20 protein-coding genes are annotated in these 23975 nt (G+C 45.3%); 13 read left to right on the plus strand and 7 right to left on the minus strand.

Annotated elements, in window-relative coordinates; all coding sequences use genetic code 11:
• Positions 1-77: 77 nt before the first annotated feature.
• From BMW45_RS07790 to BMW45_RS07830, 9 genes are all read left to right on the plus strand, one after another.
• Complete coding sequence (locus BMW45_RS07790) at positions 78-977, plus strand: fumarylacetoacetate hydrolase family protein (RefSeq protein ID WP_092241962.1); 900 nt, start codon at positions 78-80, stop codon at positions 975-977.
• Positions 978-1256: 279 nt separating this feature from the next.
• Positions 1257-1904 carry a TetR/AcrR family transcriptional regulator gene (locus BMW45_RS07795; protein WP_025230396.1) on the plus strand — a complete coding sequence of 216 codons (648 nt, stop codon included), beginning with the start codon at positions 1257-1259 and terminating at the stop codon, positions 1902-1904.
• Entirely contained in the window at positions 1897-3195 is a 1299-nt protein-coding gene (locus BMW45_RS07800; protein ID WP_092241965.1) for an MFS transporter, read from the plus strand. Before BMW45_RS07795 ends, BMW45_RS07800 begins: the two co-directional genes overlap by 8 nt.
• The gene (locus BMW45_RS07805; protein ID WP_092241966.1) at positions 3180-5501 is read left to right on the plus strand and encodes an FtsX-like permease family protein; all 2322 of its coding nucleotides are present in this window, start codon (positions 3180-3182) and stop codon (positions 5499-5501) included. Before BMW45_RS07800 ends, BMW45_RS07805 begins: the two co-directional genes overlap by 16 nt.
• 3 nt (positions 5502-5504) lie before the next feature.
• A complete protein-coding gene (locus tag BMW45_RS07810; protein WP_092241968.1) occupies positions 5505-6263 on the plus strand; it encodes an ABC transporter ATP-binding protein in 759 nt (252 codons plus the stop codon).
• Positions 6264-6561: 298 nt separating this feature from the next.
• On the plus strand, positions 6562-7335 hold the full coding sequence (locus BMW45_RS07815) for a DUF2087 domain-containing protein (RefSeq protein WP_242882953.1): 774 nt from the start codon (positions 6562-6564) through the stop codon (positions 7333-7335).
• Positions 7336-7633: 298 nt separating this feature from the next.
• Entirely contained in the window at positions 7634-10486 is a 2853-nt protein-coding gene (locus tag BMW45_RS07820) for a glycoside hydrolase family 3 N-terminal domain-containing protein (RefSeq protein ID WP_092241970.1), read from the plus strand.
• Positions 10487-10536: 50 nt separating this feature from the next.
• Positions 10537-12960 carry a glycoside hydrolase family 3 C-terminal domain-containing protein gene (locus tag BMW45_RS07825; RefSeq protein WP_092241972.1) on the plus strand — a complete coding sequence of 808 codons (2424 nt, stop codon included), beginning with the start codon at positions 10537-10539 and terminating at the stop codon, positions 12958-12960.
• Between the two features lie 14 nt (positions 12961-12974).
• The gene (locus tag BMW45_RS07830; RefSeq protein ID WP_025230389.1) at positions 12975-13568 is read left to right on the plus strand and encodes a hypothetical protein; all 594 of its coding nucleotides are present in this window, start codon (positions 12975-12977) and stop codon (positions 13566-13568) included.
• A 152-nt stretch (positions 13569-13720) separates the two neighbouring features.
• Here the strand turns inward: BMW45_RS07830 and BMW45_RS07835 are convergent, their stop codons facing one another.
• The 7 genes from BMW45_RS07835 to BMW45_RS07865 form a co-directional block, all read right to left on the minus strand.
• Positions 13721-15052 (minus strand): ATP-binding protein, encoded by a 1332-nt coding sequence (locus tag BMW45_RS07835; protein WP_092241975.1) that lies wholly within the window; start codon positions 15050-15052, stop codon positions 13721-13723.
• A 4-nt stretch (positions 15053-15056) separates the two neighbouring features.
• A complete protein-coding gene (locus tag BMW45_RS07840; protein ID WP_092241978.1) occupies positions 15057-15764 on the minus strand; it encodes a LytR/AlgR family response regulator transcription factor in 708 nt (235 codons plus the stop codon).
• Positions 15765-16112: 348 nt separating this feature from the next.
• Entirely contained in the window at positions 16113-16649 is a 537-nt protein-coding gene (rbr, locus tag BMW45_RS07845; protein ID WP_025230385.1) for a rubrerythrin, read from the minus strand.
• Positions 16650-16736: 87 nt separating this feature from the next.
• The gene (locus BMW45_RS07850) at positions 16737-17279 is read right to left on the minus strand and encodes an NADH peroxidase (RefSeq protein WP_025230384.1); all 543 of its coding nucleotides are present in this window, start codon (positions 17277-17279) and stop codon (positions 16737-16739) included.
• 111 nt (positions 17280-17390) lie between these two features.
• Entirely contained in the window at positions 17391-17786 is a 396-nt protein-coding gene (locus tag BMW45_RS07855) for a Fur family transcriptional regulator (protein ID WP_025230383.1), read from the minus strand.
• Positions 17787-17883: 97 nt separating this feature from the next.
• Positions 17884-18813, minus strand: coding sequence for a LysR family transcriptional regulator (locus tag BMW45_RS07860; RefSeq protein ID WP_092241981.1), 930 nt, complete (start codon positions 18811-18813; stop codon positions 17884-17886).
• Positions 18810-19535 (minus strand): phosphatase, encoded by a 726-nt coding sequence (locus tag BMW45_RS07865; protein ID WP_092241984.1) that lies wholly within the window; start codon positions 19533-19535, stop codon positions 18810-18812. Before BMW45_RS07865 ends, BMW45_RS07860 begins: the two co-directional genes overlap by 4 nt.
• 173 nt (positions 19536-19708) lie before the next feature.
• Between BMW45_RS07865 and BMW45_RS07870 the strand changes: the two genes are divergently transcribed.
• The 4 genes from BMW45_RS07870 (at position 19709) to dtd (ending at position 23950) form a co-directional block, all read left to right on the plus strand.
• The gene (locus BMW45_RS07870) at positions 19709-20641 is read left to right on the plus strand and encodes a S1 RNA-binding domain-containing protein (RefSeq protein ID WP_092241987.1); all 933 of its coding nucleotides are present in this window, start codon (positions 19709-19711) and stop codon (positions 20639-20641) included.
• Between the two features lie 230 nt (positions 20642-20871).
• The gene (locus BMW45_RS07875; protein ID WP_025230379.1) at positions 20872-21555 is read left to right on the plus strand and encodes a GTP pyrophosphokinase; all 684 of its coding nucleotides are present in this window, start codon (positions 20872-20874) and stop codon (positions 21553-21555) included.
• A gap of 131 nt (positions 21556-21686) precedes the next feature.
• The gene (locus tag BMW45_RS07880; RefSeq protein WP_092241990.1) at positions 21687-23486 is read left to right on the plus strand and encodes a glycerophosphodiester phosphodiesterase; all 1800 of its coding nucleotides are present in this window, start codon (positions 21687-21689) and stop codon (positions 23484-23486) included.
• Between the two features lie 14 nt (positions 23487-23500).
• Entirely contained in the window at positions 23501-23950 is a 450-nt protein-coding gene (gene dtd / locus BMW45_RS07885; RefSeq protein ID WP_025230377.1) for a D-aminoacyl-tRNA deacylase, read from the plus strand.
• Positions 23951-23975: the final 25 nt, after the last annotated feature.

The raw sequence follows: 23975 nt of genomic DNA on the forward strand, positions 1-23975 counted from the left end.
GAGATCCATATATTGTGGGTGCGGATGCAATCTCCACCACAAAGGAAGAGCTATGGTTCATGTAAAAGGAGGATGTTATGAAATTAGTTACATACGAGGTTGACCGGAGAAAAGATATCGGGGTAGTGAGTAAGGACGAGATGTGGATCTTTCCTCTCAGGGCATTTGGTATGGAGTATAAGGAGATGCTGGAGGTTATCAAAGGACTTTCTCAGTCTGAGCTTGACCTGCTGGAACATGCCTCTGGCCTGGATCCTTACAACAGCAACGTCATCGGAGCTGCTATGATGAAAGAGGTCAGGCTGCTGGCGCCCATCCGGACACCGGAGCAGGACATCATCTGTTTGGGGCTTAATTACATGGAACATGCCGAGGAGTCTGCCCGCTTTAAAAAAGAGGATTTTGATGGGAAGCGCCCCAATGCTGTTTATTTTTCCAAGAGAGTGAATGAGGCGGTGGATCCTTACGGGGAGATTTTAAGCCACAGTGATATGGTGGACAGCCTGGATTATGAGGCAGAATTAGGCGTTATCATTGGAAAGGATGCAAAAAATGTGGCGCCGGAACAGGTAAAGGACCATATTTTCGGTTATACCATCATCAATGATGTCAGCGCCCGCAACGTGCAGAATGCCCATAAGCAGTGGTATTTTGGAAAGAGCCTTGACGGGTTTACCCCCATGGGCCCCTGTATTCTGACTGCAGGTTCCATATCCTATCCGCCGGAGCTTGGCATTCAGTCCAAGGTAAATGGAGAGCTGAGACAGGACAGCAATACCCGGCTCATGATATTTAATATAAACCATATAGTCAGCGAGCTGTCTAAGGGGATGACCCTTAGGGCAGGTACGATCATTTCCACCGGAACGCCTAAGGGTGTTGGAATGGGATTTGAACCGCCGAAGTTTTTAGTGGCAGGTGATGAAGTGGAATGCCTGATCGAGGGGATCGGGACCATAAAAAATAAGGTTGTGTAAGATAAAATAGGAATGCTGCTCATTTATTGAGCAGCATTTTTTTATGTCACAGTAAGAAATATATCACAGTAAGAAAGAAACTTCTGCTGAGGGAATTTCTATAGGTAGAATACTGCCTTTGCTAAATAATGCAGGTCTGCAAACTTCAAATCGATATGACGCCATACGGCTATGTATCGCAACATATTAAAAATTTAATATTGACACTAACAGTGCTGCATCCTATAATTAGTATTAGACTGAACGTCAGTCTAATACTAATTATTGAGGAGTAATGTTATGCGAATTATAAAAGACGCTGATGTGCGTAAGAATGAAATACTGGATGCTGCCGCAGACCTTTTTAACAGTGATGGCTTTGATGGAACGACCATCAGCGCCATTATAGAGAAAGCCGGAATTGCGCGGGGAACGATATACTATCATTTCAAATCAAAGGAAGATATTTTGGATGCACTTATTAATCGGCGCAATACGGAGTTTTTGACTGCAGCCAGGCAGATTGCTGCGGATAAAAGTATTCCTGTGTTGGAACGGCTGGTCAGAACTTTTATTGCCATGAATGGTGATAAAGATGGAAAATCAGAGCTTACCCGGCAGATGCACAAGCCGCAGAATGCTTTGATGCATCAGAAAACACATCAGGCAATGATGGAAGGCATCCCGCCTATTCTTATGGAAATTATTGAGGACGGTATCAGTGAGGGTTTATTCAACACCCCTTATCCCTATGAGAGCTTGGAAATGGTTGTGGCTTATATCAATGCGGTTTTTGATGATTACGCTGAGAAGCTTACAGGTGAAGAACTTTTGGGAAGGGTTAAGGCGTTTATATTTAATCTGGAAAGATTGTTTGGCGCAGAACCGGGAAGATTTGACAGGGTGATAGAACTATTTCAAATGGATGGAGGAAGCGCCTATGAATAAGAACACGGGAAAACCATTTGTAAAATTTCTCATGCTGTGCTCCGGCAGCTTTGTCGCCGCCATAGGCAGCGGCATTACATCTTTCGGGCTTGGCGTATATGTATTTGAGCAGACCGGGCTTGCGTCCTCCAGTACACTGATTATCTTGTTGGCTTTTTTACCGGGACTCCTGCTCACTCCGTTTGCAGGGGTGCTTGCGGATAAATACGACCGCAGGCTTTTAATGATACTCGGCGATGGGCTTTCTGCTTTGGGGCTTATCTATATCCTGATTTGTATGATGAATGGCCCAGCGCTGCTTTGGCAGATCGGAATAGGCGTTACCATCAGTTCGGTGTTTTCTTCACTCATAGAACCGGCGTTCAAAGCGACAATTACTGACCTGCTGACAGAAGAATACTCAAAAGCAAGCGGACTGGTACAATTATCCGGTTCCGCAAAGTTTTTGATCTCGCCGCTCATCGCGGGGTTCCTGTTACAGGTTTCAGATATAAAGCTTCTGCTTATGATAGACATTTGCACAATCTTTCTGACCGTAATGGTGACGTTTGTGGTACGAAGGGGGCTTGCTGCCAAAGCTTCCGGATATAAAGAATCTTTCTTCCACGAGTTTAGAACCGGATTTACTGCGCTCACCCAAAACCGGGGCGTGTTCACACTGGTTTTATCGGGAATCGGCATCTCTTTCTTTTTAGGCTGCATCCAGTCACTTTATACACCAATGATACTTGGATTTACCGACAGTTCGGTGCTGGGGGCTGCCACTACGATTTCTGCCATGGGTATGCTGGTAAGCAGCCTTATTCTTGGCATGGTTCCCATAAAAAAGGGCTTTACACAAATGCTTTTTGCCTCGCTCTTTTTTGCCGGTATCTTTATGGCAGGCTACGGGTTTAGAGAAAACATTATTTTAATCTGCATTTTTGGTTTTCTCTTTTTTTCAATGCTTCCATTTGCAAACACAAGCATTGATTTTCTGATCCGTACCAATATCAGCAACGATGTGCAAGGCAGGGTTTGGGGACTGATCGGTATTATCTCCCAGCTAGGCTATGTGATTGCTTACAGCATTTTAGGTCCGCTTGCCGACTATGTATTTATCCCTTTGCTGGCAGAGGATGGCGCGCTGGCAAATAGCATGGGAAAGGTAATCGGCGTGGGAAGCGGCAGAGGTATTGGATTATTGATTATGATAGCAGGTCTGCTGTTATCTGTAACGGCCATTCTTTTATACAATATTAAGTCCGTCAGGGGGCTGGAGCGGGGAGGTGAACTGTGTACAGAAAAATAATAATAAACGATGTAAGGAAAAGCAAACTGATTACAATCACCATAACCGCGTTTATTTTACTTGCGGCAATGCTTACCTCCCTTGCCGCGATATTATCGGTGAATTTGTTCTCTGCGATCAACAACATGATGTTAAAAGCTCAAACGCCGCATTTTATGCAGATGCACTCCGGCGATATTGATATGGAACGGCTTTCTGCTTTTGCAGATACGGAAAAGAATGTAGAAGATTTTCAGGTGCTTTCCTTTCTCAACATTGAGGGCGCAGAGATTGTCATTGATGAAAACTCCCTCGCAGGTTCCGTGCAGGATAACGGCCTTTCGGTGCAGAGCAAACTCTTTGATTTTCTGCTGGATTTGGATGGCAATATAATTTATCCGGCCAAAGGAGAGATCTATGTTCCCATTTACTACATGAAGCAGGGGATGACAAGTATTGGCGACAGCATAACCATTCATGGTGTTTCCTTTACGGTAGCTGGTTTCCTGCGGGATTCTCAAATGAACGCTTCCATGATTTCCTCCAAGCGGTTTCTTATCAATGAAAGTGATTTTGAAAAAATCAGGGAATTTGGAAAGCTGGAGTATCTGATAGAGTTCCGCTTCAGCGACAGTTCCGCTGTTTCCGCTTTTGAATCCGGCTATATTGCCGCAGGACTTCCGGCAAACGGGCCTCCCGCCATCACCCATTCGCTGTTTAAGCTGGTAAATGCCCTTGATGACGGTATGATGATAGTGATGCTTATCCTTATCAGTGTCCTTGTAATCATGATCAATTTCCTGTGCATACGTTTTACCCTGATTGCCAAGATAGAAGAGGATTACCGGGAAATTGGCGTATTAAAAGCCATCGGCCTGCAGGTTGGAAGCATCAAAAAGCTTTATCTGGCGAAGTATGGCGCTCTCGCTGGAATTGCCAGTATAACTGGATTCATCTCGTCTCTGTTCGCAAAAGAGCCTTTGATGGAGAATATTCGCCTGTATATGGGCGAGAGCAGCAGTTCCGGCCTCGGCACGGCATTTGGAATGGTAGGCTCAGGGGTTATCTTTTTCGTGGTGGTGCTTTATGTGAACGGCGTTCTGGGCCGCTTCAAAAAAGTATCAGCGGCAGAGGCCATACGCTTTGGAGCACCCCAGAGTGGCGCCAAAGCTGCGAAAAGCTTTCGGCTATCCGGCAGCAGGGGACTCCCGCCGAATATTTTTCTTGGCATAAAGGATGTGCTTTCCCGAAAAAAGCTTTACAGCACAATGCTTTTGGTGCTTGTTATTTCCTCGTTTCTGATGATTGTGCCTCAGAATATTTATAATACCATCTCCCAAAGAAACTTTATGACTTATATGGGCATTGGCGAATGTGATATGCGAATTGATATCCAGCAGACGAACGATATTGCGGGAAAAACAGCGGAGATAGCCGCTGTGATGGCGTGGGACACAGATATTAAAAAATACACGGTGCTGACCAGTTATATGTTTGATATGCAGATGGAGGACAGCACCACTGAAAAGCTCAAGGTGGAACTTGGCGACCAATCAGTGTTCCCTATTGAGTATTCAGCCGGCAGAGCGCCGCAGAGCGAATCGGAAATCGCTATTTCATCATTAGTTGCGGGCGATCTCGAAAAAGGGCTAAATGACATTATCATGCTCATTATTGACGGTCAGGAGAAGCGGCTTACCATAAGCGGGATATATTCTGATATCACCAATGGCGGCAAGACGGCAAAGGCCGTTTTTAAAACCAGTCAGGACAGTATTCTATGGAGCATTATTCCGGTAAAATTACAGGCTGATGCTGCCACAGATGAAAAGATAACCCGATACAAGGAGCAGTTTTCCTATGCCAAGGTATCAGATATAGATGAATACATCGGCCAGACCTTTGGCGGGATTGCTGATGCGGTTAAAAAGGCTTCTTACGCCGCCATTGCCGCTGCCGCAATACTCACCGTGCTGGTCACTCTTCTCTTTATGAAAATGCTTGTGACAAAGGATAGATATTCTATCGCCGTTTTAAAATCCCTCGGCTTTAAAGAAGCAGATATTTGCCGGCAATATATGGTGAGACCGGCTGTCGTACTGGCCGCCGGCGTTTTAATAGGAACTGTCTTGGCAAACACTTTGGGAGAACTGGTGGGCATCGGTTTGATTTCAACCTTCGGTGCATCCACGTTCCGTTTTGATATAAACCCGTTGTTTGCATACCTGTTTTCCCCCGCTTTAATGGCGGTTTGTGTCTATCTGGCAACACGGTTTGGAATTTCGGATATCTCCGGCCTGAAGATATCGGAATATATAAAGGAGTAGCCTATGAAGAAAATTTTAAGCGGAAAAAATATGATAAAAACTTATGGCATAGGACGGGAAGCGCCCAATGTACTCAATGGAGTAAATATAGAACTATTAACCGGAGAGTTTGTTGCAGTGATGGGGCCGTCCGGCTGCGGAAAGTCTACGCTGCTCTTTGCGTTAAGCGGTACAGATACCATCAACAGCGGTTCTATCCAATTTGACGGTGAGGACCTGACCCGGCTAAATGAAAACGCACTGGCAGATATTCGCAGAACAAAGATGGGATTTGTATTCCAGCAGCCTGCCATGCTGAAAAATCTGAATATTCTGGATAATATCATTCTTTCCAGCTTACTGGAAAACAGAAGAAATGCCGCCGGCATTATCAAAAAAGCGAAGACATTGTTAGAAAAAACCGGCATAACCGGGCTGGAAGAAAGAGATATTACCGAGGTTTCCGGCGGGCAGCTCCAACGCGCCTGTATCTGCCGCGCCCTTATGAACGAGCCGGAGATTTTATTTGCTGACGAACCTACCGGCGCACTTAACTCGAAATCGTCGGATGAAATTATGGAACTGTTTTCAAATATTAACAAAAATGGTACGGCTGTTTTTCTTGTGACCCATGACGCAAAAGTCGCATCCAGAGCTGACCGCGTATTATTTATGAAAGACGGTGCTGTTAAGTCCGAGCTTTTTTTGAAAAAGTTTAACGGACGTGACATGGAAAACCGAATGAATCAGGTTATTTTGCGGATGAGGGATTTTGAAATATAGGTTACGGGCGCTTATTACATATTTACAGTAAAACTGCCTGATGCAATTAAATCCAACGGGAAGAAAATGCCTATGGCATTCGGGTAGAATCCGGCGATGTTTGAACCGTACTTAAAGGGAGACTCACTGATGATATTCGCTTAAAAACAAACAAAATTAAATAATGTTTGCTTATATATAGACATTTTTTAAATTATACTATATAATAACCATTATTATGGGTATCCTGATATTTGAATACAGGAAATAAAGAAAAGGAATTATATGCATTGTTACGATGCATGGAATGGATATAATCATGAAAAAGTTGTTTGACAGAAAATCTCTGTGGCAGGCTGGACCCGAAGAATTAATGAGTGGATATTATGAAGATGATGATTCCGTTTACTGTTTAATTTGCAATGAGCATTATACCAAGGGTGAGATTTATTCCTATGATGGTCATTTTTATGATGCATATAAAATGGCTGACATCCATGTCGAAGAAAAACATGGGTCAATGCTGAATTATTTGATGAATATGAATCCTTCTTTTATAGGCTTATCAAAGCTGCAGCACTCTATATTAAAATTGATGACAGAGGGCTTATCCGATAAAGAAATAGCTGCGCAAAAAGGCATTTCTTATTCGACGGTACGGAATTACCGCTTTAAGCTTCATGAACATGAAAAGCAATCAAAACTGTTTTTAGCAACAATGGAACTGCTTCATAAAAAGGAGGAAGCTATGAAATCAGAAAATGATGCAACAGAGTTTTATGATGCTCATAAAACTGCAACAATGGTGGATGACCGGTATGATGTTACCATAGAAGAAAAGACAAAGATCTTGTCCAGATATTTTGATAAAAGCGGGGCGGTAAAGCAGTTTCCTTCAAAGGAAAAGGCTAAAATCGTGGTTCTACGTGAAATAGCAGCTAAGTTTTTACCAGGAGTCCATTACAGCGAAATTGAAATCAACAATGCTTTGAAAGAGATATATCATGATTTTCCATATATCAGACGGCTGTTAATCGAATACGGCTTCTTTTGCCGCACGGATTCCGGCTCTGAATATTGGCTCAAGGAGTAAACTCAATTGTTATCTTACCATAATTCTATTATAAAAATCCGGAAGAAAATCTGAACATAAGATTTTTTTCCGGATTCTGTTTATATCCGGAATGTTTTCTTTTTGCAGATTCCTCACTTTCACCCCCCCTCCTCATAAACCATAGGAATAGCCCCGGCCGGACAGGACAAGCCCATTGCTAATTATGCAGAAAATATGACCGGTTATGCAAAAAGCCGCCCTGAGAATCCATAGTATGCTAAAGTGAAGTACATATCACGCAGCTTGTGGTAATTTTTTATGGAGGAGGATGAAAGAAATGTTACAAATCAACATCGATGATGTATTAAAGATCGTCAACCTTTGTGTGCCGTACCTCATTGGATTCGCCATTGCAGTTGCAGCAGCAGTGGTGGTTATGGTTGTATGCAGGAACAAGAAAGCTGCAACCCGGTATTTAATCCGGAGCCAGGGGCTCATGGCTATTGTGCTTGCCGTGGTTATCGTAGTAAATATGATATGCTGGGGCCCAATGTCCAGCCTGATTTCCCTTGCAACCGGCAGCGGGACGATTTCAAAAGAAACCTCAGACAAAGCAACAGAGCTTTGTACCAGAATTGCGGAAGAGGGGATCGTTCTTTTGAAAAATGAGGAAAACTTACTTCCCTTAAAGGCTGATTCCAATTTAAACGTCTTTGGCTGGGCTTCCACCAATCCATGCTATGGAGGTACCGGTTCAGGCTCCCTCTCTGACGCATATGAAACCATATCTCTGCTTCAGGGACTTGAGGATGCAGGATTTAAACTGAATACCGGGCTGACTGATTTCTATACCGCATACCGGGGTGACCGTCCCAATGTGGGGATGTGGGAACAGGACTGGACACTTCCGGAGCCTTTGAAGGAATCCTACAACAGTGAGCTGTTGGCAGATGCAAAGGCATTTTCTGATACGGCGCTTATCGTGATTACCCGTGTAGGAGGGGAAGGAGCCGATCTCCCTACTGATGTCAGCGCAGTTACTTATACGGATAATTCTGCGGAATATAAGGATTTTGAGGCCGGCGAGCATTATCTGCAATTAAGCAGGACGGAAAAGGACATGGTTGATCTGGTGTGTTCCAATTTTGATCATGTTGTTTTAGTTTATAACGGGGCAAACGCCATGGAGCTTGGCTTTGTCAATGATTACAGCCAGATAAAGAGTGCCATCTGGTGTCCGGGAACCGGTCAGTCCGGCTTTGCGGCACTTGGTGAAATCGTAAGCGGTACGGTCAACCCCTCAGGAAAAACAAGTGACACCTTTGCCGCGGACTTAACAGCAACCCCTGACTATAATAACTTCGGAAGCTTTATTTACGATAACATGAATGAATTCGCAGGTAAGGCATTTAAGGGAGAGGCAACCTATCCCAGCTTTATCAATTACGTGGAAGGCATTTACGTTGGTTACCGTTTCTATGAAACTGCCGCGGAGGAAGGACTGATCGATTACAGTAAAACAGTGCTTTATCCCTTTGGATACGGCATGTCCTATACCACTTTTTCTCAGGAAATGGGGAATCTCACAGAAGCAGACGGCACGATTTCTTTTGATGTTACCGTTACCAATACCGGAGACAAAGCAGGAAAGGATGTAGTGGAGGTCTATTACAATCCGCCCTATACAAACGGAGGAATTGAAAAGGCTTCTGCAAACCTGATTGCATTTGATAAGACAGATCTCCTGGAGCCGGGCCAGTCCCAGACCATTGCAGTCTCATTCCAGGCGGAAGATATGGCATCCTACGATGCAGCCGGGAAGGGCGCTTATGTCCTGGAAGCAGGGGATTATAAAATCTCGATCCGGACCGATTCCCATAATGTCATCAAAGAACAGATTTATACCGCAGCTACGGAAACCATATATGATGAAGCCAATCCCCGCTCTACCGATAAGGCGGCTGCGGAAAACAGGTTTGCAGATGCCAAGGGAGAACCGGCTTATTTATCCCGTGAAGACGGATTTGCAAATTATAAAGAGGCTACGGCAAAGCCTGCAAACTTAACCATGCCGGAAAAATATAAGGCTACCTTTGTAAACAACAGCAATTACGATCCGGCAGCTCATAACAATGCTGAGGATATAAATCCGGTAACCGGCGCAAAGAATGGACTGAGCCTTGCCGCCATGCGGGGGATGGATTATGACGATCCACAGTGGGAGAAGCTTCTTGACCAGCTGACCGTGGGAGAAATGGATACCATGGTCGCCATCGGAGGTTATCAGACGTCAGCAGCTAAGAGCGTGGATAAGGTGGGTACCGTGGATTGTGACGGACCGGCCTCCATTAACAATAACTTTACAGGAACCGGCTCGATTGGCTTTCCTTCCGCAGTATTGATTGCAAGTACCTGGAACCGTGATATTGCAGAGGAATTCGGGGAAAGCATCGGTAAGATGGCTGACGAGATGAAGGTATCCGGCTGGTATGCACCGGCTATGAACACTCACCGTTCCTCCTTTGCAGGCAGAAACTTTGAGTATTATTCTGAAGACGGAATCCTGGCAGGCAAAATGGCGGCCAGTGCCATCGAAGGTGCAGAACATCATGGAGTATATGCTTATATGAAACATTTTGCCCTTAATGACCAGGAAACCAATCGGAACAACATGCTTTGTACCTGGACTGGCGAACAGGCAATCCGTGAGATTTATTTAAGACCATTTGAAATTGCGGTAAAAGAAGGCGGAGCAAAGGCAGTAATGTCTGCATTTAACTACATTGGAACCGAATATGCAGGCGCTTCCGATGCACTGCTTAACAAGGTGCTTCGGGATGAATGGGGCTTCCGCGGCTTCGTGCTCACAGATTATTTCGGAGGATACGGATATCAGAATGCTGATCAGGAGATCCGGAACGGCAACGATGCCATGCTGGTAGCCTATGATACGGAAACCAACCATTTAAAGGATACGTCCAGCGCTACAAGCCTTCAGGCCATGCGTAAGGCATGTAAAAACATTATGTATACGGTAGTAAACAGCCGTGCCTACGAAGGAAATAATGCAAAGGGCGGAATGCTTCCATGGCAGATCGCAGCCATCGTGGCTGATGTGATTCTGGCAGCAGGATTTATAGCTTTGGAGGTAAGAATCATCAATGCCTATAAAAAGAAACGGGAATCATAGGCAGCAGTTTAAGAGGGGGAAAACTCATCTAATGTCCGGAGGAAAATGACATGAAACATACTGATATCATTGAAAAGATGACAATAGAAGAAAAGGCGGCCATTTTAAGCGGTAAGAATGTATGGCAGTCCCGGAACATCGACCGTTTGGGAATCCCTTCCATATTCTGCGCTGATGGCCCACATGGAATCCGGAAGCAGGCAAGGGAAGGGGATCATCTGGGATTAAATGCTTCCCTTCCGGCCACCTGCTTTCCTACGGCAGCGTCCATCTCCAATAGCTGGGATATGGACCTTTGCCGTGAGATCGGGGAAGCTCTGGGAGAGGAAGCCTCGGCCCTGGATGTGAATGTCCTGTTGGGGCCTGGCCTTAATATTAAGAGAAGCCCCCTTTGCGGAAGGAATTTTGAATATTTTTCCGAAGATCCTTACTTGTCCGGAAAACTGGCGGCAGCCTACATAAAGGGCATTCAGAGCCAGGGAGTGTATGCATGTCCCAAGCATTTTGCAGTCAACAGCCAGGAGCTGCGCCGCATGGCTATGAATTCCGTGGTGGATGAAAGGACTTTAAGAGAGATTTATCTGGAGGGCTTTGAGATTGCGGTGAAAGAGGGCGGGGCAAGATCCATTATGACCAGCTACAACGAGGTCAACGGTGTCTATGCCAATGAAAATGAGCATCTTCTAAAGGATATCCTGCGGGGAGAGTGGGGATTTGACGGCATCGTCATCACCGACTGGGGCGGTTCCAATGACCATGTGAAGGGGGTGGCAGCAGGGTCTAACCTTGAAATGCCTTCCCCCGGTCTTCATTCTGCCAGAGAGCTGATCGCAGCAGTGGAGAATGGCAGTCTTTCCATGGAAGAGCTGGAGACTAACGTCGACGATTTGCTGGAGGCGGTGCTTGCTCTTACCGGGAACCGGGAAAACAAGGGAAAATCCTTTGATAAGGAAGGACATCACAAGCTGGCGCAAAAGGCGGAAGAGGAGAGCATCGTGCTGCTTAAGAACGAGGATGAGCTTCTTCCGTTAAAACCCGGCTGCAAGGTGGCGTTAATCGGTGACTTTGCCTTCACCCCCCGTTATCAGGGGGCAGGATCTTCCCTGGTAAACCCAATCCGGGTGGAAAATATGGAGGAGATGATAAGGGATTATCCTTTGGGTGTGGCTGGTTGTGCCAGAGGCTATTCCCGTGGTGGAAAGACTGATGTCACCTTAAGAGATGAGGCCTTAAAGCTGGCTGCCCAGGTCGATGTGGTGCTATACTGCTTTGGACTTGATGAAATCAGTGAATCAGAGGGGATGGACCGAATCCATATGGGAATCCCCCGGAACCAGATCAGCCTGCTCACTGCGTTGTCAGAGGTAAACCCCAATGTAGTTGGAATCTTAAGTGCAGGTTCTGCCATAGAAATGCCGTGGCAGGAATGCTGCAAATCCCTCCTCCACGGTTATTTAGGCGGAGAAGCCGGACCGTCCGCCATGCTTCGCGTAATAACCGGAGAAGTGAATCCTTCCGGCCGGCTGAGTGAGACTTATCCCCTGCGGCATGAGGACACTCCGGCTTACCGGTATTTTCCCGGAGCAGAGCGCTGCTCCCAGTACCGGGAGGGTATTTATGTGGGTTACCGATATTATGATACCGCAAAGGTAAAGGTGCAGTATCCTTTTGGCTATGGGCTGTCCTATACCACATTTTCCTATAAGAACCTTGAGGTATTGGAGAATGAAGTCCGTTTTACCCTGACGAACACGGGAAGAGCTGATGGTAAGGAAGTTGTCCAGCTTTATGTGGGAGGACCTAAGGGCAGGATATTCCGGCCTGAAAAAGAGCTGAAGGGCTTTAAAAAAGTATTCTTAAAGGCCGGAGAAAGTAAAGTAATCTCCATCCCCTTTGATGATAAGACCTTCCGGTACTGGAACAGGCTGACAAACCGTTTTGAGGTGGAGGGCGGCGTTTATTCCATCTTCATCGGTGCAAATGTAGCGGATATCAGGATGCTTCAGACAGTGACCCGGGAAGGGACCACGGAAGATTGGCCTTATAAGGCGGAAACCCTTAAATCTTATTATACCGGCAGGATCAGTCAGGTGCCTGAGAAAGAATTTGAAACTCTTTTAGGGCATCCGGTTCCTGAGGGAAAATGGTCTGGAGATTTGAGCTTAAATGATGCACTCTGCCAGATGTATTATGCCAAAAGCCCCTTGGCGAGACTGGTCTGGCGGATTCTGACAGGTTTGAAAAACAAGAGCGAAGAAAAGGGTAAGCCGGATTTAAATCTCTTATTCATTTATAACATGCCGTTCCGCGGGATCGCCAAGATGACCGGAGGAGCAGTCAGCATGGATATGGCGGAGGGGATGGTTTTGGTAGTGAACGGCCATTTTTTCCGCGGAATGAGACGAATCATCGGCGGGTACTTTGCCAATGCAAAAGCAAACAGAGCTTATGAGAAAAAGCTCTCCGATAAATAGAAGGGAGGGAGCACATGCTGTCACGAATAAAAGCCGGATGGAAGGCCTTTGCGGGTAACCATCCGACCTTAGCACAATTTTTAATATTTTTTCTCGTGTCCAACGGAGTTACAGTATTGCAGATGATTTTAATGCCGGTTTTCCGAAATATTTTCGGAATGACTTCCCTGGTGGATACTAACTTCCAGATATGGCATGTGGGCTCCAATCTGGACGGCACGCCCTATTATATATTTAATTACGGAGCGGGTGCGCTTTCCGCCGGCGGGGGCGGAGGACTTGCGTATTTTCTGGCAGTGGAAATTACCATGGGAATCGCTCAGGTCATCAACTTTTTTCTTCAGAGGAATGTTACCTTTAAAGCCAATAACAGCGCAGCAAAGGCAGCGATGTGGTATGTGATCGCTTATATCATCATCACCATTGGTGCAGCCGCTCTGCAGGGCCTTTATAAGGCCCCTGTCTATCATCTGTTCATGAACGGTTTAAACCTGGGCGGAGGGGGAGAGACCATTGCAGATGTAATTACCATGCTGATCAATTCTGCGATTTCCTTCTGGGTGTTCTTCCCCATCTTTAAAGTCATTTTTAAAAACAATGATAAATAGGCGGAACCCGTAAAAGAATTGTAAATGCATTAATAAATCAGGCAGCCCGTATGAATTTAGTTCATACGGGCTGCCTGATTTTATTATACTTAAGCACGTTTTATGCCGTTAAGCAGAGAAGTAATGGTAAGTCGAAAGCACTGCCATGCTTATTAATGGACGGCCAAAGTCTCTTCCTGGATCGGTATGAGAAGCTGAAGGCGGAACCAGTTATCACTGGAAGAGATGGTCATTGAACCGCCGTATTTTTCCACTGCGGCCTGAATGCTCTTTAAACCGTACCCATGATATAGTTTATTACTTTTTGTGGTGGGAGGAAGAACACCGGTCACCATGGCCAGCTGGTTTTCCAGATAATTTTCGCACTGGATCATTAAAAAGTGGTTTCGTTTGAATATGGAGAGATTGATCAGCCTTTTTTCCGGATCTTCATACTGGGAAACACATTCAATGGCATTATCCAGAGCATTCCCAAAGATGGAACAGATGTCTTTTACATGAAGAAAAGAAATCAGTTTTCCATCGGCCATGCAGGTTAAGGTGATCTTATTCTGGGCGCAGTAGGTACTTTTGGTGGTCAGAACCACATCTAATACCTGATTCCCTGTATTGGCCATAGCCTCTTGGGTGAGAATGGCTTTCTCCATTTCCGATAGGTATTGTTCCCGCTTTTCCGGATCTTTTTCCGCCCGGATGGCAATCATGTAATGCTTTAGATCATGGAATTCCCGTCTTAACAGTTCCATGTTGTCAATGGCCATGCGGTACTGGTCATACTGACGCTGTAAGACTCCGTTCATTGCATGGTTTTCGCTGCGGACCTGCAGTTCTTTTCTCCTGTTCTGCTGGGCAAATAGCATCAGGAGCCCTCCGAAATCCACCAGGGTCCTTACATAGAGCAGAGAACTGGTGGCACTGGAAAAGGGCGTATTGGGCATGACAAAGCTGATATTACTGATCAGAAAGGCGCCCAGTGCAATAAAAACTGCGCCAAGAAGCTCCTTCCGTTCCACTTCCATTCCCTCATCCCTTGGGATGTGTTCTTTTTCCAGAAAATAATATCCCGTATAAATGCAACCATAGGAAATCAGCATGATCAAAACGGAAAGGGTCCTGCTCACCCGTCCGTTGCTAAGGGCCCACCATACATACAGCTGCCACTGGAAAGAAGCAGTAAACTCCGCCAGAACAAAAGCGCGGACGCAAAGGAATCCTGCGTCATAAGGGGAGATCCGGCAGGAGGCATAGATGGAAAAGTACATCATCAGGATGGCGGTGATCATCCCGGGAAACCATAAGTACAGCGGAAGTGTGCCGGCGATTAAGTGGAGAAGAAATAACAAGCCAAGCATGCCCACAAAAGAAACGGCCAGCGTCAGTCCCTTAAGCCTCCTTCGGAGCATGAGGATGTAGCTGATGCAGGCGCACCATTCGGCCAGAGCGGTAAAGGGGCGGGGCGTATTCATGAGTTCGCCAAAGTTCATCGGTTTAACCTCCCATATATTCGGCCAGGCATTCCATAAATGATTTTTTCCGGCTCCGGCTAACGGGAATCCGCTCGCCTGAAAACAGCAGTACTTCGTTAGGCAGGCAGCCGGTCACGTGTTTTAAATTAACCAGATAGGCATTGTGGCACTTGGTAAATCCAAAGGTTTTTAAAGCCTCTTCCAATCGTTTCATAGGGCCGGAAGCTACAAAATTTCCTTTGTCCGTATGGATGAGGACATGGTGCAGCTGGCTTTCAATGTAATAGACGGAGTCCGTGCTCAGCCGCATGGTACCTTCGGGCCTGTCTATACTGATATAGTGTATTGCCTGCCGTTTTAAGATTCTGCCCACAGCTTTATTTAAGATTTGTGAAAAGGAAAGATAGGGTACTGGTTTTAATATATAACCCAGGGCGTCTACCGTATATCCCTCTACTGCAAACTGGGAGGAGGAGGTGATGAAAATAAAGATTACATCCTCATCAAGCTCCCTGATCTTTTGTGCTGTTTTCATGCCATTTAAATATTTCATCTGAATGTCCAGCAAAATGATATCATAGCTGGCAGTATAGTCCGATACAATATCAAGGCCGTCGGTAAAAACCTGAACCTGAAAGCTGACGGAATGGTCTTTTTCGTACCGGGTAAGGTAGTTTTTCAGCGTTTCCACATATTCCATTTCATCTTCTACAATAGCGATTTTAATCATATCTTTATCCTCAAACCGGTCATTCATTTCCTACTATAAAAGTATAGCATGAGCATTAAAAAAAATCCAAGGTATTTTACAGGAGCAAGTCTTTGGAAAATAAAGCAGGTGAAAAGGTTGTACATGTGATAAGATATTCTATGATAAAGGATTAAATAGAAAAAAGCATGGGGTCAATATTATCTTATTTTTAAGAGGAAAGAATGAAACGGTTCCGGACAGAAAGAAATGCACCTTGATTGGCTTTGATAAGCTGCTTCATCAAGGTGCATTCCCATATTTTACATGTGTTTTCTTTGATAAAAATACTTATTCGAAATCATATTGCAGCTGCCATAACAGACTGCATTAATAATTTTCTACTTTTCTTTCAAAATAAGCCTTAGGATGAGCACAGGTTGGACAGATTTCCGGAGCATCCGGTCCTTCATGAATATAACCGCAGTTGCGGCACTTCCAGCCAAGAGGAGCATCACCCTTAAAGGTTTTGTCGTTCTTTAAGCTGTCAAGCAACTTTAAGTATCGTTTTTCATGAGCAGCTTCTACTTTTCCTACGAATTCAAATTTCAGAGCCAATTCATTAAAGCCTTCTGCCCTGGCATCCTCTGCCATTTTCTTATACATATCGGTCCACTCATAATTTTCACCGGCAGCGGCATCTGCTAAATTTTCTTCCAAGGTACCAATGCCATGCAATTCCTTGAACCACATCTTAGCATGCTCTTTTTCCTGATCAGCAGTTTCTAAGTACAGGGAAGCCATCTGCTCATAGCCGGCCTTCTTGGCAGCGGATGCATAATATGTATACTTGTTTCTTGCCATGGACTCGCCTGCAAAAGCATCTTTTAAGTTCTGTTCTGTTTTTGTTCCCGCATATTTGGACATCGTATAAACCCTCCTGATTTGAATTTTGTATGATCGTACACTGCAATTGGGGAGCGGTAATTTATTATGCCGCTCCCTAAAGGTGTATTATCCGAAGTATCTTTCTAATAAGCCCTTGAATGCTTTACCGTGACGAGCCTCATCCTTTGCCATTTCATGTACTGTGTCATGGATTGCATCTAAGTTTAATGCTTTTGCACGTTTTGCAAGATCGAATTTACCTGCAGTTGCGCCATTCTCAGCAGCAACACGTAATTCCAGGTTCTTCTTTGTGCTGGAGGTTACGCATTCGCCTAATAATTCTGCAAATTTAGAAGCATGCTCAGCCTCCTCGAAAGCAGCCTTCTCATAGTATAAGCCGATTTCAGGATAGCCCTCTCTGTGAGCTGCTCTTGACATTGCAAGATACATACCAACTTCTGAGCATTCGCCTTCAAAGTTAGCTCTTAAATCCATCATGATGTCTTCCGGAGAACCCTGTGCAACACCGATTTCATGCTCGCAAGCCCAGGACATATCTCCATCCTGCAACTTAAACTTTTCAGAAGCAGCCTTGCATACTGGACAGAACTCCGGAGCTGTCTCCCCTTCGTGAACGTAACCGCATACAGTACAAACCCATTTCTTCATGATCTCATGTCTCCTTTTTATTTTTAATATTTATAGTTGTTATTGATGGTAATCGATAACAGTAATGATTACTGATATTAATTTACCATAACTTTATCCTGATGTCAAGTGTTATCGAGAATTATTTTCAAAACAATCCTTGCAGATCCCATAGAAGTAAATCGTGTGACTGTCCACCGTGCCGTCCGCATGTTCCTGAGCCATATGGTTGATGTTATCCATAGGGGCCAGTGGCAGGTCACTGACCTTTCCGCAATGTTTACATACGAAATGGTAGTGGGGCGAAGTGTCCGCATCAAAGCGGTCTGCGCCATCTCCGCATGTCAGCTTTTGGATTTCACCCAGCTCAACCAGAAGGTTTAAGTTGCGGTATACGGTTCCAAGGCTGATGTTGGGATATTCCTCACGGATCAATGTGTATAGAGCATCGGCAGTGGGATGGTCGTGCCTTGCCATTAGACAGGCTTTAATGGATTCCCGTTGACGGCTATACTTTAATGTTTTCATGGCCGCTCCTTTTCTATAATAATAATTATATTAGTAATTGTTACTATTTAATAATAAAGGATTTCAGCCCTTTTGTCAATCTACAGTTATAGTTAGGCTATATGTTCTCCCGCGCGATCCGTATGAACTCTTCCGTGGCTTGGGATAAATATCTGCCTTTGTAGCGGCCGAATGCCAGAACACCGTGGCTGCGCCTGTAATTTAAGGAGAAAAAATGAAGTCCTGTCTTTTTTATACCGGCATTAGGGCTTCCGGACATGAACATTTTGGGGTAAAAGGTAATTCCCATTCCCTTAGCTGCAAGGGCAAGCACAGTTTCTATATTCTCCGTCTCCAAAAGAATGGAAGGTGTAAGCTGGGCATCTTCAAAAATTTCATCGGCAATGGTACGCACCCGGTTTCCCTTGTTGATGAGAAGGTAAGGGCAGTCCTTTAAAAGCTGTACATCCGCATTTTCTTCCAGCACCTTTATCATCTCCTCCTGTTGTCCCGGAAAATACCGGTCCAGAATCTGGTCTGGAACCACAAGGAGGATTTCCTCTTCGCAAATAGGAACGGTTTCCACATGATCTACTTTAAAAGGAAGAAGGTCGATCATCAGATCGATGTTTCCGTGGATCAGGGCGGTACTAAGCTCGGAGGAATTTCCCTCTACCAGATGAATCTCAATGTTTGGAAACTTTTCTTTATAAGCGGGAAGGATGGCAGGGAGAAGGAAGCGCCCCCTGGTATGGGAGATTCCGATGGAAAGCTGCCCCGTGGTAAAATCCTTGATATCGGCAAGTTCCCTGTAGGTTTCATCCTTTAGGTCCAGCATCTGCTTTGCCCGGACTTTTAAGGCCCGGCCTGCGTAGGTCAGGGTAAGCGGCATGGTACGGTTGAAAAGCTGGACATCAAACTCCTTTTCCAGATTGGAAATATGGCTGCTTAAGGATTGCTGGGAGATGTACAGCTGCTTGGCAGCACGTGTGATATTTAATTCCTCCGCAACCGCCAGAAAATATTCCAGGTTCAGGAAGTTGATCATAGATAAGCCTCCAGCTTCGGAATATAGGGAATGAGCTTATTAAGGGAAGTGTTTACAATAAGCTCTTCCGGGAAATTCAATTCTTCAATAAGCTCTAAGGCTCTCACATGGTTTCCCACATCCGCTTCTGTATGAGCGTCGCTGTCAATGATGATGGAAGCCTTATAACGCTTGCAAAGCTCCAGCATGATACGATAATTTTCCGCGGCATTCATTCTTGCGCTTAAGGGATGAAGAGAGCTGGAATTAAGCTCCAAAAGGGTATGGTTTTCAGCAGCCGCGGAAACAAGGGTGTCATAATCCACCGGAAAACGGCTGTCATCAGGGTGGCCGATGATGTGGATCAGAGGATTTTCAATGGCTCCGAGATACGCTCTTGTATTTTCAGAGGAAGTTCCGCTTTTGTAGCAGGGTTCATGGAGGCTGGCAATGGAGTAATCCACTTTTTCCAGAAGACCTTTTCGCAAATCCACACGCCCTGAGTGATCCATAATATTAAGCTCAACGCCCATGAGTATATTGACTCCGTAGATTTTACGGGGGATTACTTTAAAATTTATAAAATAAAACTCGTGGCATGTTCCTGGCATTTTAGGTGCGTGATCCGTAGAGCCCATGAGGGCAAGACCTTTTTCAGAGGCAGATTTAGCCATTTCATATAAAGTGTTGTACGCATGTCCGCTGGCTACGGTGTGGGTATGCAGGTCCATTATGTCGTTCATGATTCTTGTCCTTTCTGTATCTGGCCTGGGGGCATCCCCAGTGGAAAATATTTCATATATATAAATATAACATATTTTTACTGAGAAAACTATAGTAATATCAGGCGGGATGTGATAAATATATAGGTAGATTTTATGCAGTACTGAGCGATTTATGAACGGAGGAGATATCAATGAGCGAAGAGATGAAGCAGACAGACGTAAGGGAAGAAGCAGTAGAGACCATGGCTGATTATGCCGCTGAACTGGAAGCATCCTTTAAAAGGGTAAAAGAAGGAGATGTTCTCACAGGAACCGTTATCAGTGTAGATGAGGACAAGGTTACATTGGATCTAAAGTATTATGCGGAGGGGATCATTGATAAGGAGAATCTAAGCAATGATCCGGAATTTAACCTGCTTAGGGAAATCCAGCCTGGGGACGAAATCACGGCAACGGTTATTAATGCCAATGACAGGGAAGGAAACGTGGTCCTTTCCAAAAAACTGGCCAATGACCAGATGGCTTGGGAAACCCTGGGTGGTTTGTTAAAGGACCGAACCATTGTCAATGTAAAAATCGCCGAGATCGTAAAAGGCGGAGCTGTTGCTTACCTGGAGGGGATCCGGGGATTTATACCGGCTTCCAAGCTGGCGGGGGAATATGTGGAGGACTTAGAGGAATATAATGGAAAGACCATCGAAGTCACAGTCATCACCGCAGACGAGGAAAATAATAAGCTAGTGCTTTCAGGCAAAGAGCCGGCTCTTATGAAACAGAAGGAAGAAACCAACAAAAAGATCGCAAAGTGCGAGGTAGGGTCCATCATGGAGGGAACGGTGGACAACATAAAAGATTACGGTGCGTTTATTAACCTGGAAAACGGGCTTTCCGGCCTTCTTCATATCTCACAGATCAGTACCCAGAGGATCAAGCATCCAGGGGTCGTGTTAAAGGAGGGACAGACGGTAAAGGTGAAGATCATATCCATAGCGGATAATAAGATAAGCTTAAGCATGAAGGCCCTCCAGGAGGAAGAGGAAGCGAATGAAGAGGTCTTTGATTACAAGGAAGAAGGTTCTGCATTTACAGGGCTTTCGGCGCTCTTAAAGGGATTGAAATTTTAGAAAATCAGGAAAAAGAATATAAAATATCAGGTTTCTATGGTATACTATTCTTGAGGAGCAGGGGCTGCCGGGCGATGGGGCTGCCCCTGTCTCGCTGACTTGCGCGAATCATGAGCCAAAGAAATATGCCTGCATATTCATTTGGCGAATGCCGCTGAGGCTAAGAAAAACCCGCAAAGCGTGTTTTTTTTAGTTGGAAATGCGGGTGCGAGAGAGAGGGGGGAATTGGAATGAATATTCCCAAATCATTTAATCAGGTCGATCAGTGGAAATCTGTAATGTTTTTGTATGACTCGGCATTAAAGGAAATCAGTACAAAAATCGAAATACTTAATAATGAGTTTGTGCATATCTACAATTACAATCCCATTGAACACATTAAGTCAAGGCTTAAGACCCCGGACAGCATTGTGAAAAAGCTGAAGCGGTATGGCTATGATGTGACGATCGACAACATGGTGGAGAAATTAAATGATATTGCAGGGATACGGATTATCTGTTCTTTTACATCGGATATTTACCAGATTGCGGAGATGATAACAAAGCAAAGCGATGTCACGGTTCTTTATGTGAAAGACTATATCAAGTATCCTAAGCCTAACGGCTATAAAAGCTATCATATGGTGATAACCATTCCTATCTATCTGACGGATGGTCCGGTGGACACCAAGGTGGAAATTCAAATCAGGACGATTGCCATGGATTTCTGGGCAAGCCTGGAACATAAGATATATTATAAGTTTGAAGGCAATGCACCTGCGTACTTACAGCAGGAGCTGAAGGCCTGCGCGGATGTGGTGAATATGCTGGATGGGAAGATGTTTTCCTTAAACCAGGCGATTCTGGAACTGAGTGAGGCTCAGCAGCGGGAGACATCAGGAGAGGACATGATGGATGAGGATGATTTGACTTAAAAGATGCAGCCTTGACGATTCCGCTCGATGAGGCTGCTTTTTACGCATACTCATTCGGCGAATACCGCAGCAGCTTAGAAAAATTCCCAAAGCGTATTTCTTAATTCTTTCCGCAAAAAGAAGGTTATGGCATGAGTATATTAACAAAAGACACCTGGAAGATCATAAAGTTCAATCAAAAGAATGCGTTTGTTTTTGAATTGCTGTTTCGGTTGGTTACCACGACCCTGTACCTGCTTCTCTTAAACAAAGGCCTTTTATTTGCGCTGCGCATGGCGGGGTACAGCTATCTGACCGTCGGAAACATCGGCTATTTCCTGGCAAAGCCCTGGACGGTCCTTATGATTGCGGTGATGGTGGTTATCGGAATCCTGATTCTTATGCTGGAGACCGGCTGCCTTCTTACGCTGTTTGAGGGGGCCTTCTACTCCCGGAAGCTTAAAATCGGGGAGATCTTAACCGGCGGCTTTTTCAAGCTGGCCCATGAGATCCGCAGAAAAAACTGGCGGCTGGGGCTTCTCATTCTGGCGGATTACGGGCTTGTAAACCTGTATCTTATCTACCAGATGCTGACCCATGTAAAGCCTCTTAATTTTGTTATATCCGAGATTTTGAATAAGCCTGTAGGAAAGGTCTCTGTGGCCCTTTTTGTGGTTTTGCTCCTGGCAGTTGTCATTCCCGGAATTTATACCTTTCACGCCTGCATGGTGGAACAGAAGAATTTCCGGGATGGGTATTTTAGAAGCCTATGGCTTTTAAGACACCGGATATTAAAGATTGTAATTCTTTTAACTATTTATTTCGCAGTGGCTATAGTAGGACTTTGGATTGTCTATGCATTTTGTGTGCTGATTGCCGCTGTGGGAGTGACCTTGTTTACGGACAACAGTCTGGCCCTGGCCATCCTGCCTGCAGCATGCGGCCGGATCGAGCTGGTGCTGATCTTTTTAACAAGTATGTTCCTGGCTGTGGGAAACTGGGGAGCATTAAGCGTCCAGTATTTCGGTTTTACCAGTAACTTTGCAAAAAGGAGCAAAAGCAGCGATTATTCCGGAAGCAAGTATGGGGAGAGGAGGCTTGCGGCCTTATTCATGGCTTTAGCTGCGGCATTCAGCCTGTTTTCCCTTTTTGGAGTGGTGCGGAATGGTTCTGCAATTACCACCGACTTGCTCAGCGTGATTCAGATCACCGCCCACCGGGGCAGCTCCAGGGCAGCCCCTGAAAATACCATGGCCGCCATGGCAAGGGCCGTTGATGACCTGGCGGACTTTGTGGAGATCGATGTCCAGGAGACAAAGGATGGCGTGGTGGTGCTGGGGCATGATATCAGCTTAAAAAGAGTATCAGGAATAAACCGTGCCATAAGCTCCTACACCTTTGAGGACTTGCAGCAGCTGGATGTGGGAAAGTGGTTTTCTACTGATTACGAGGGCGAACGGATCCCGTCGTTAGAGGAGGTCATGGAATTCTGCAAAGGCCGGATCAATATAAATATTGAGATCAAGGATTTAGGAAGCGGCAGTGAGCTGCCGGATAAGGTCAGGGAACTGATTGAGAAATACCAGATGAAGGAACAGTGCGTTGTGACCTCTGTCCGTCTGTCCTATTTAAGCAGAATGAAGGAAATGGATCCTGATATCCGCACCGGTTATATTATATCAGCAGCCTATGGAGATTATTATTCCAGCGATTCTATCGACTTTATTAGCCTCCGTTCCAGCTTTGTAAGCGAAAGGCTTGTGGAAGCCGCCCATAAAAAGGGAAAGGCGGTTCATGCCTGGACGGTGAACAACAAAAGCGAAATGGAGCGGATGAAGATGCTGGGAGTGGATAATATTATAACGGATTACCCGGTGCTTGCCAGAGAGATTCTATACCGGGAAGCGGCTACGGAAACCCTTTTGGAATACTTAAGACTGGTATTAAAATAGACAGGAGAATAGATATGAAGATTGTTTTACAGCGGGTTGCCCATGCAAAGGTTACTGTGGATGGGCAGCAGATCGGCGCCATTGGGAAAGGCTTTCTGCTTCTTTTGGGAGTGTCTGATACGGATACGGAAGCCATTGCCGATAAAATGGCAGATAAAATATGCAAGTTAAGGATTTTTCCCGATGAAAATGGGAAGACCAACCTTTCCCTTACCGATGTGGGAGGGGAAATCCTGGTGGTCAGCCAGTTTACCCTTTATGCAGACTGCAGGAAGGGCAACCGCCCAAGCTTTACAAAGGCAGGAGGACCGCAGCTTGCAAACAGTCTCTATGAATACGTGGTGGAGCGGTTAAAGACCTATGGAAACCAGGTAGAGCATGGAAGCTTCGGAGCCGACATGAAGGTAGAGCTTTTAAACGACGGACCGTTTACTCTGGTCCTTGACAGCGATGAAATCTGTTAATTAATTATCATAAGAATATGGAGGA

This window comes from Lacrimispora sphenoides (assembly GCF_900105215.1).
GTDB lineage: Bacteria > Bacillota > Clostridia > Lachnospirales > Lachnospiraceae > Lacrimispora > Lacrimispora sphenoides_A.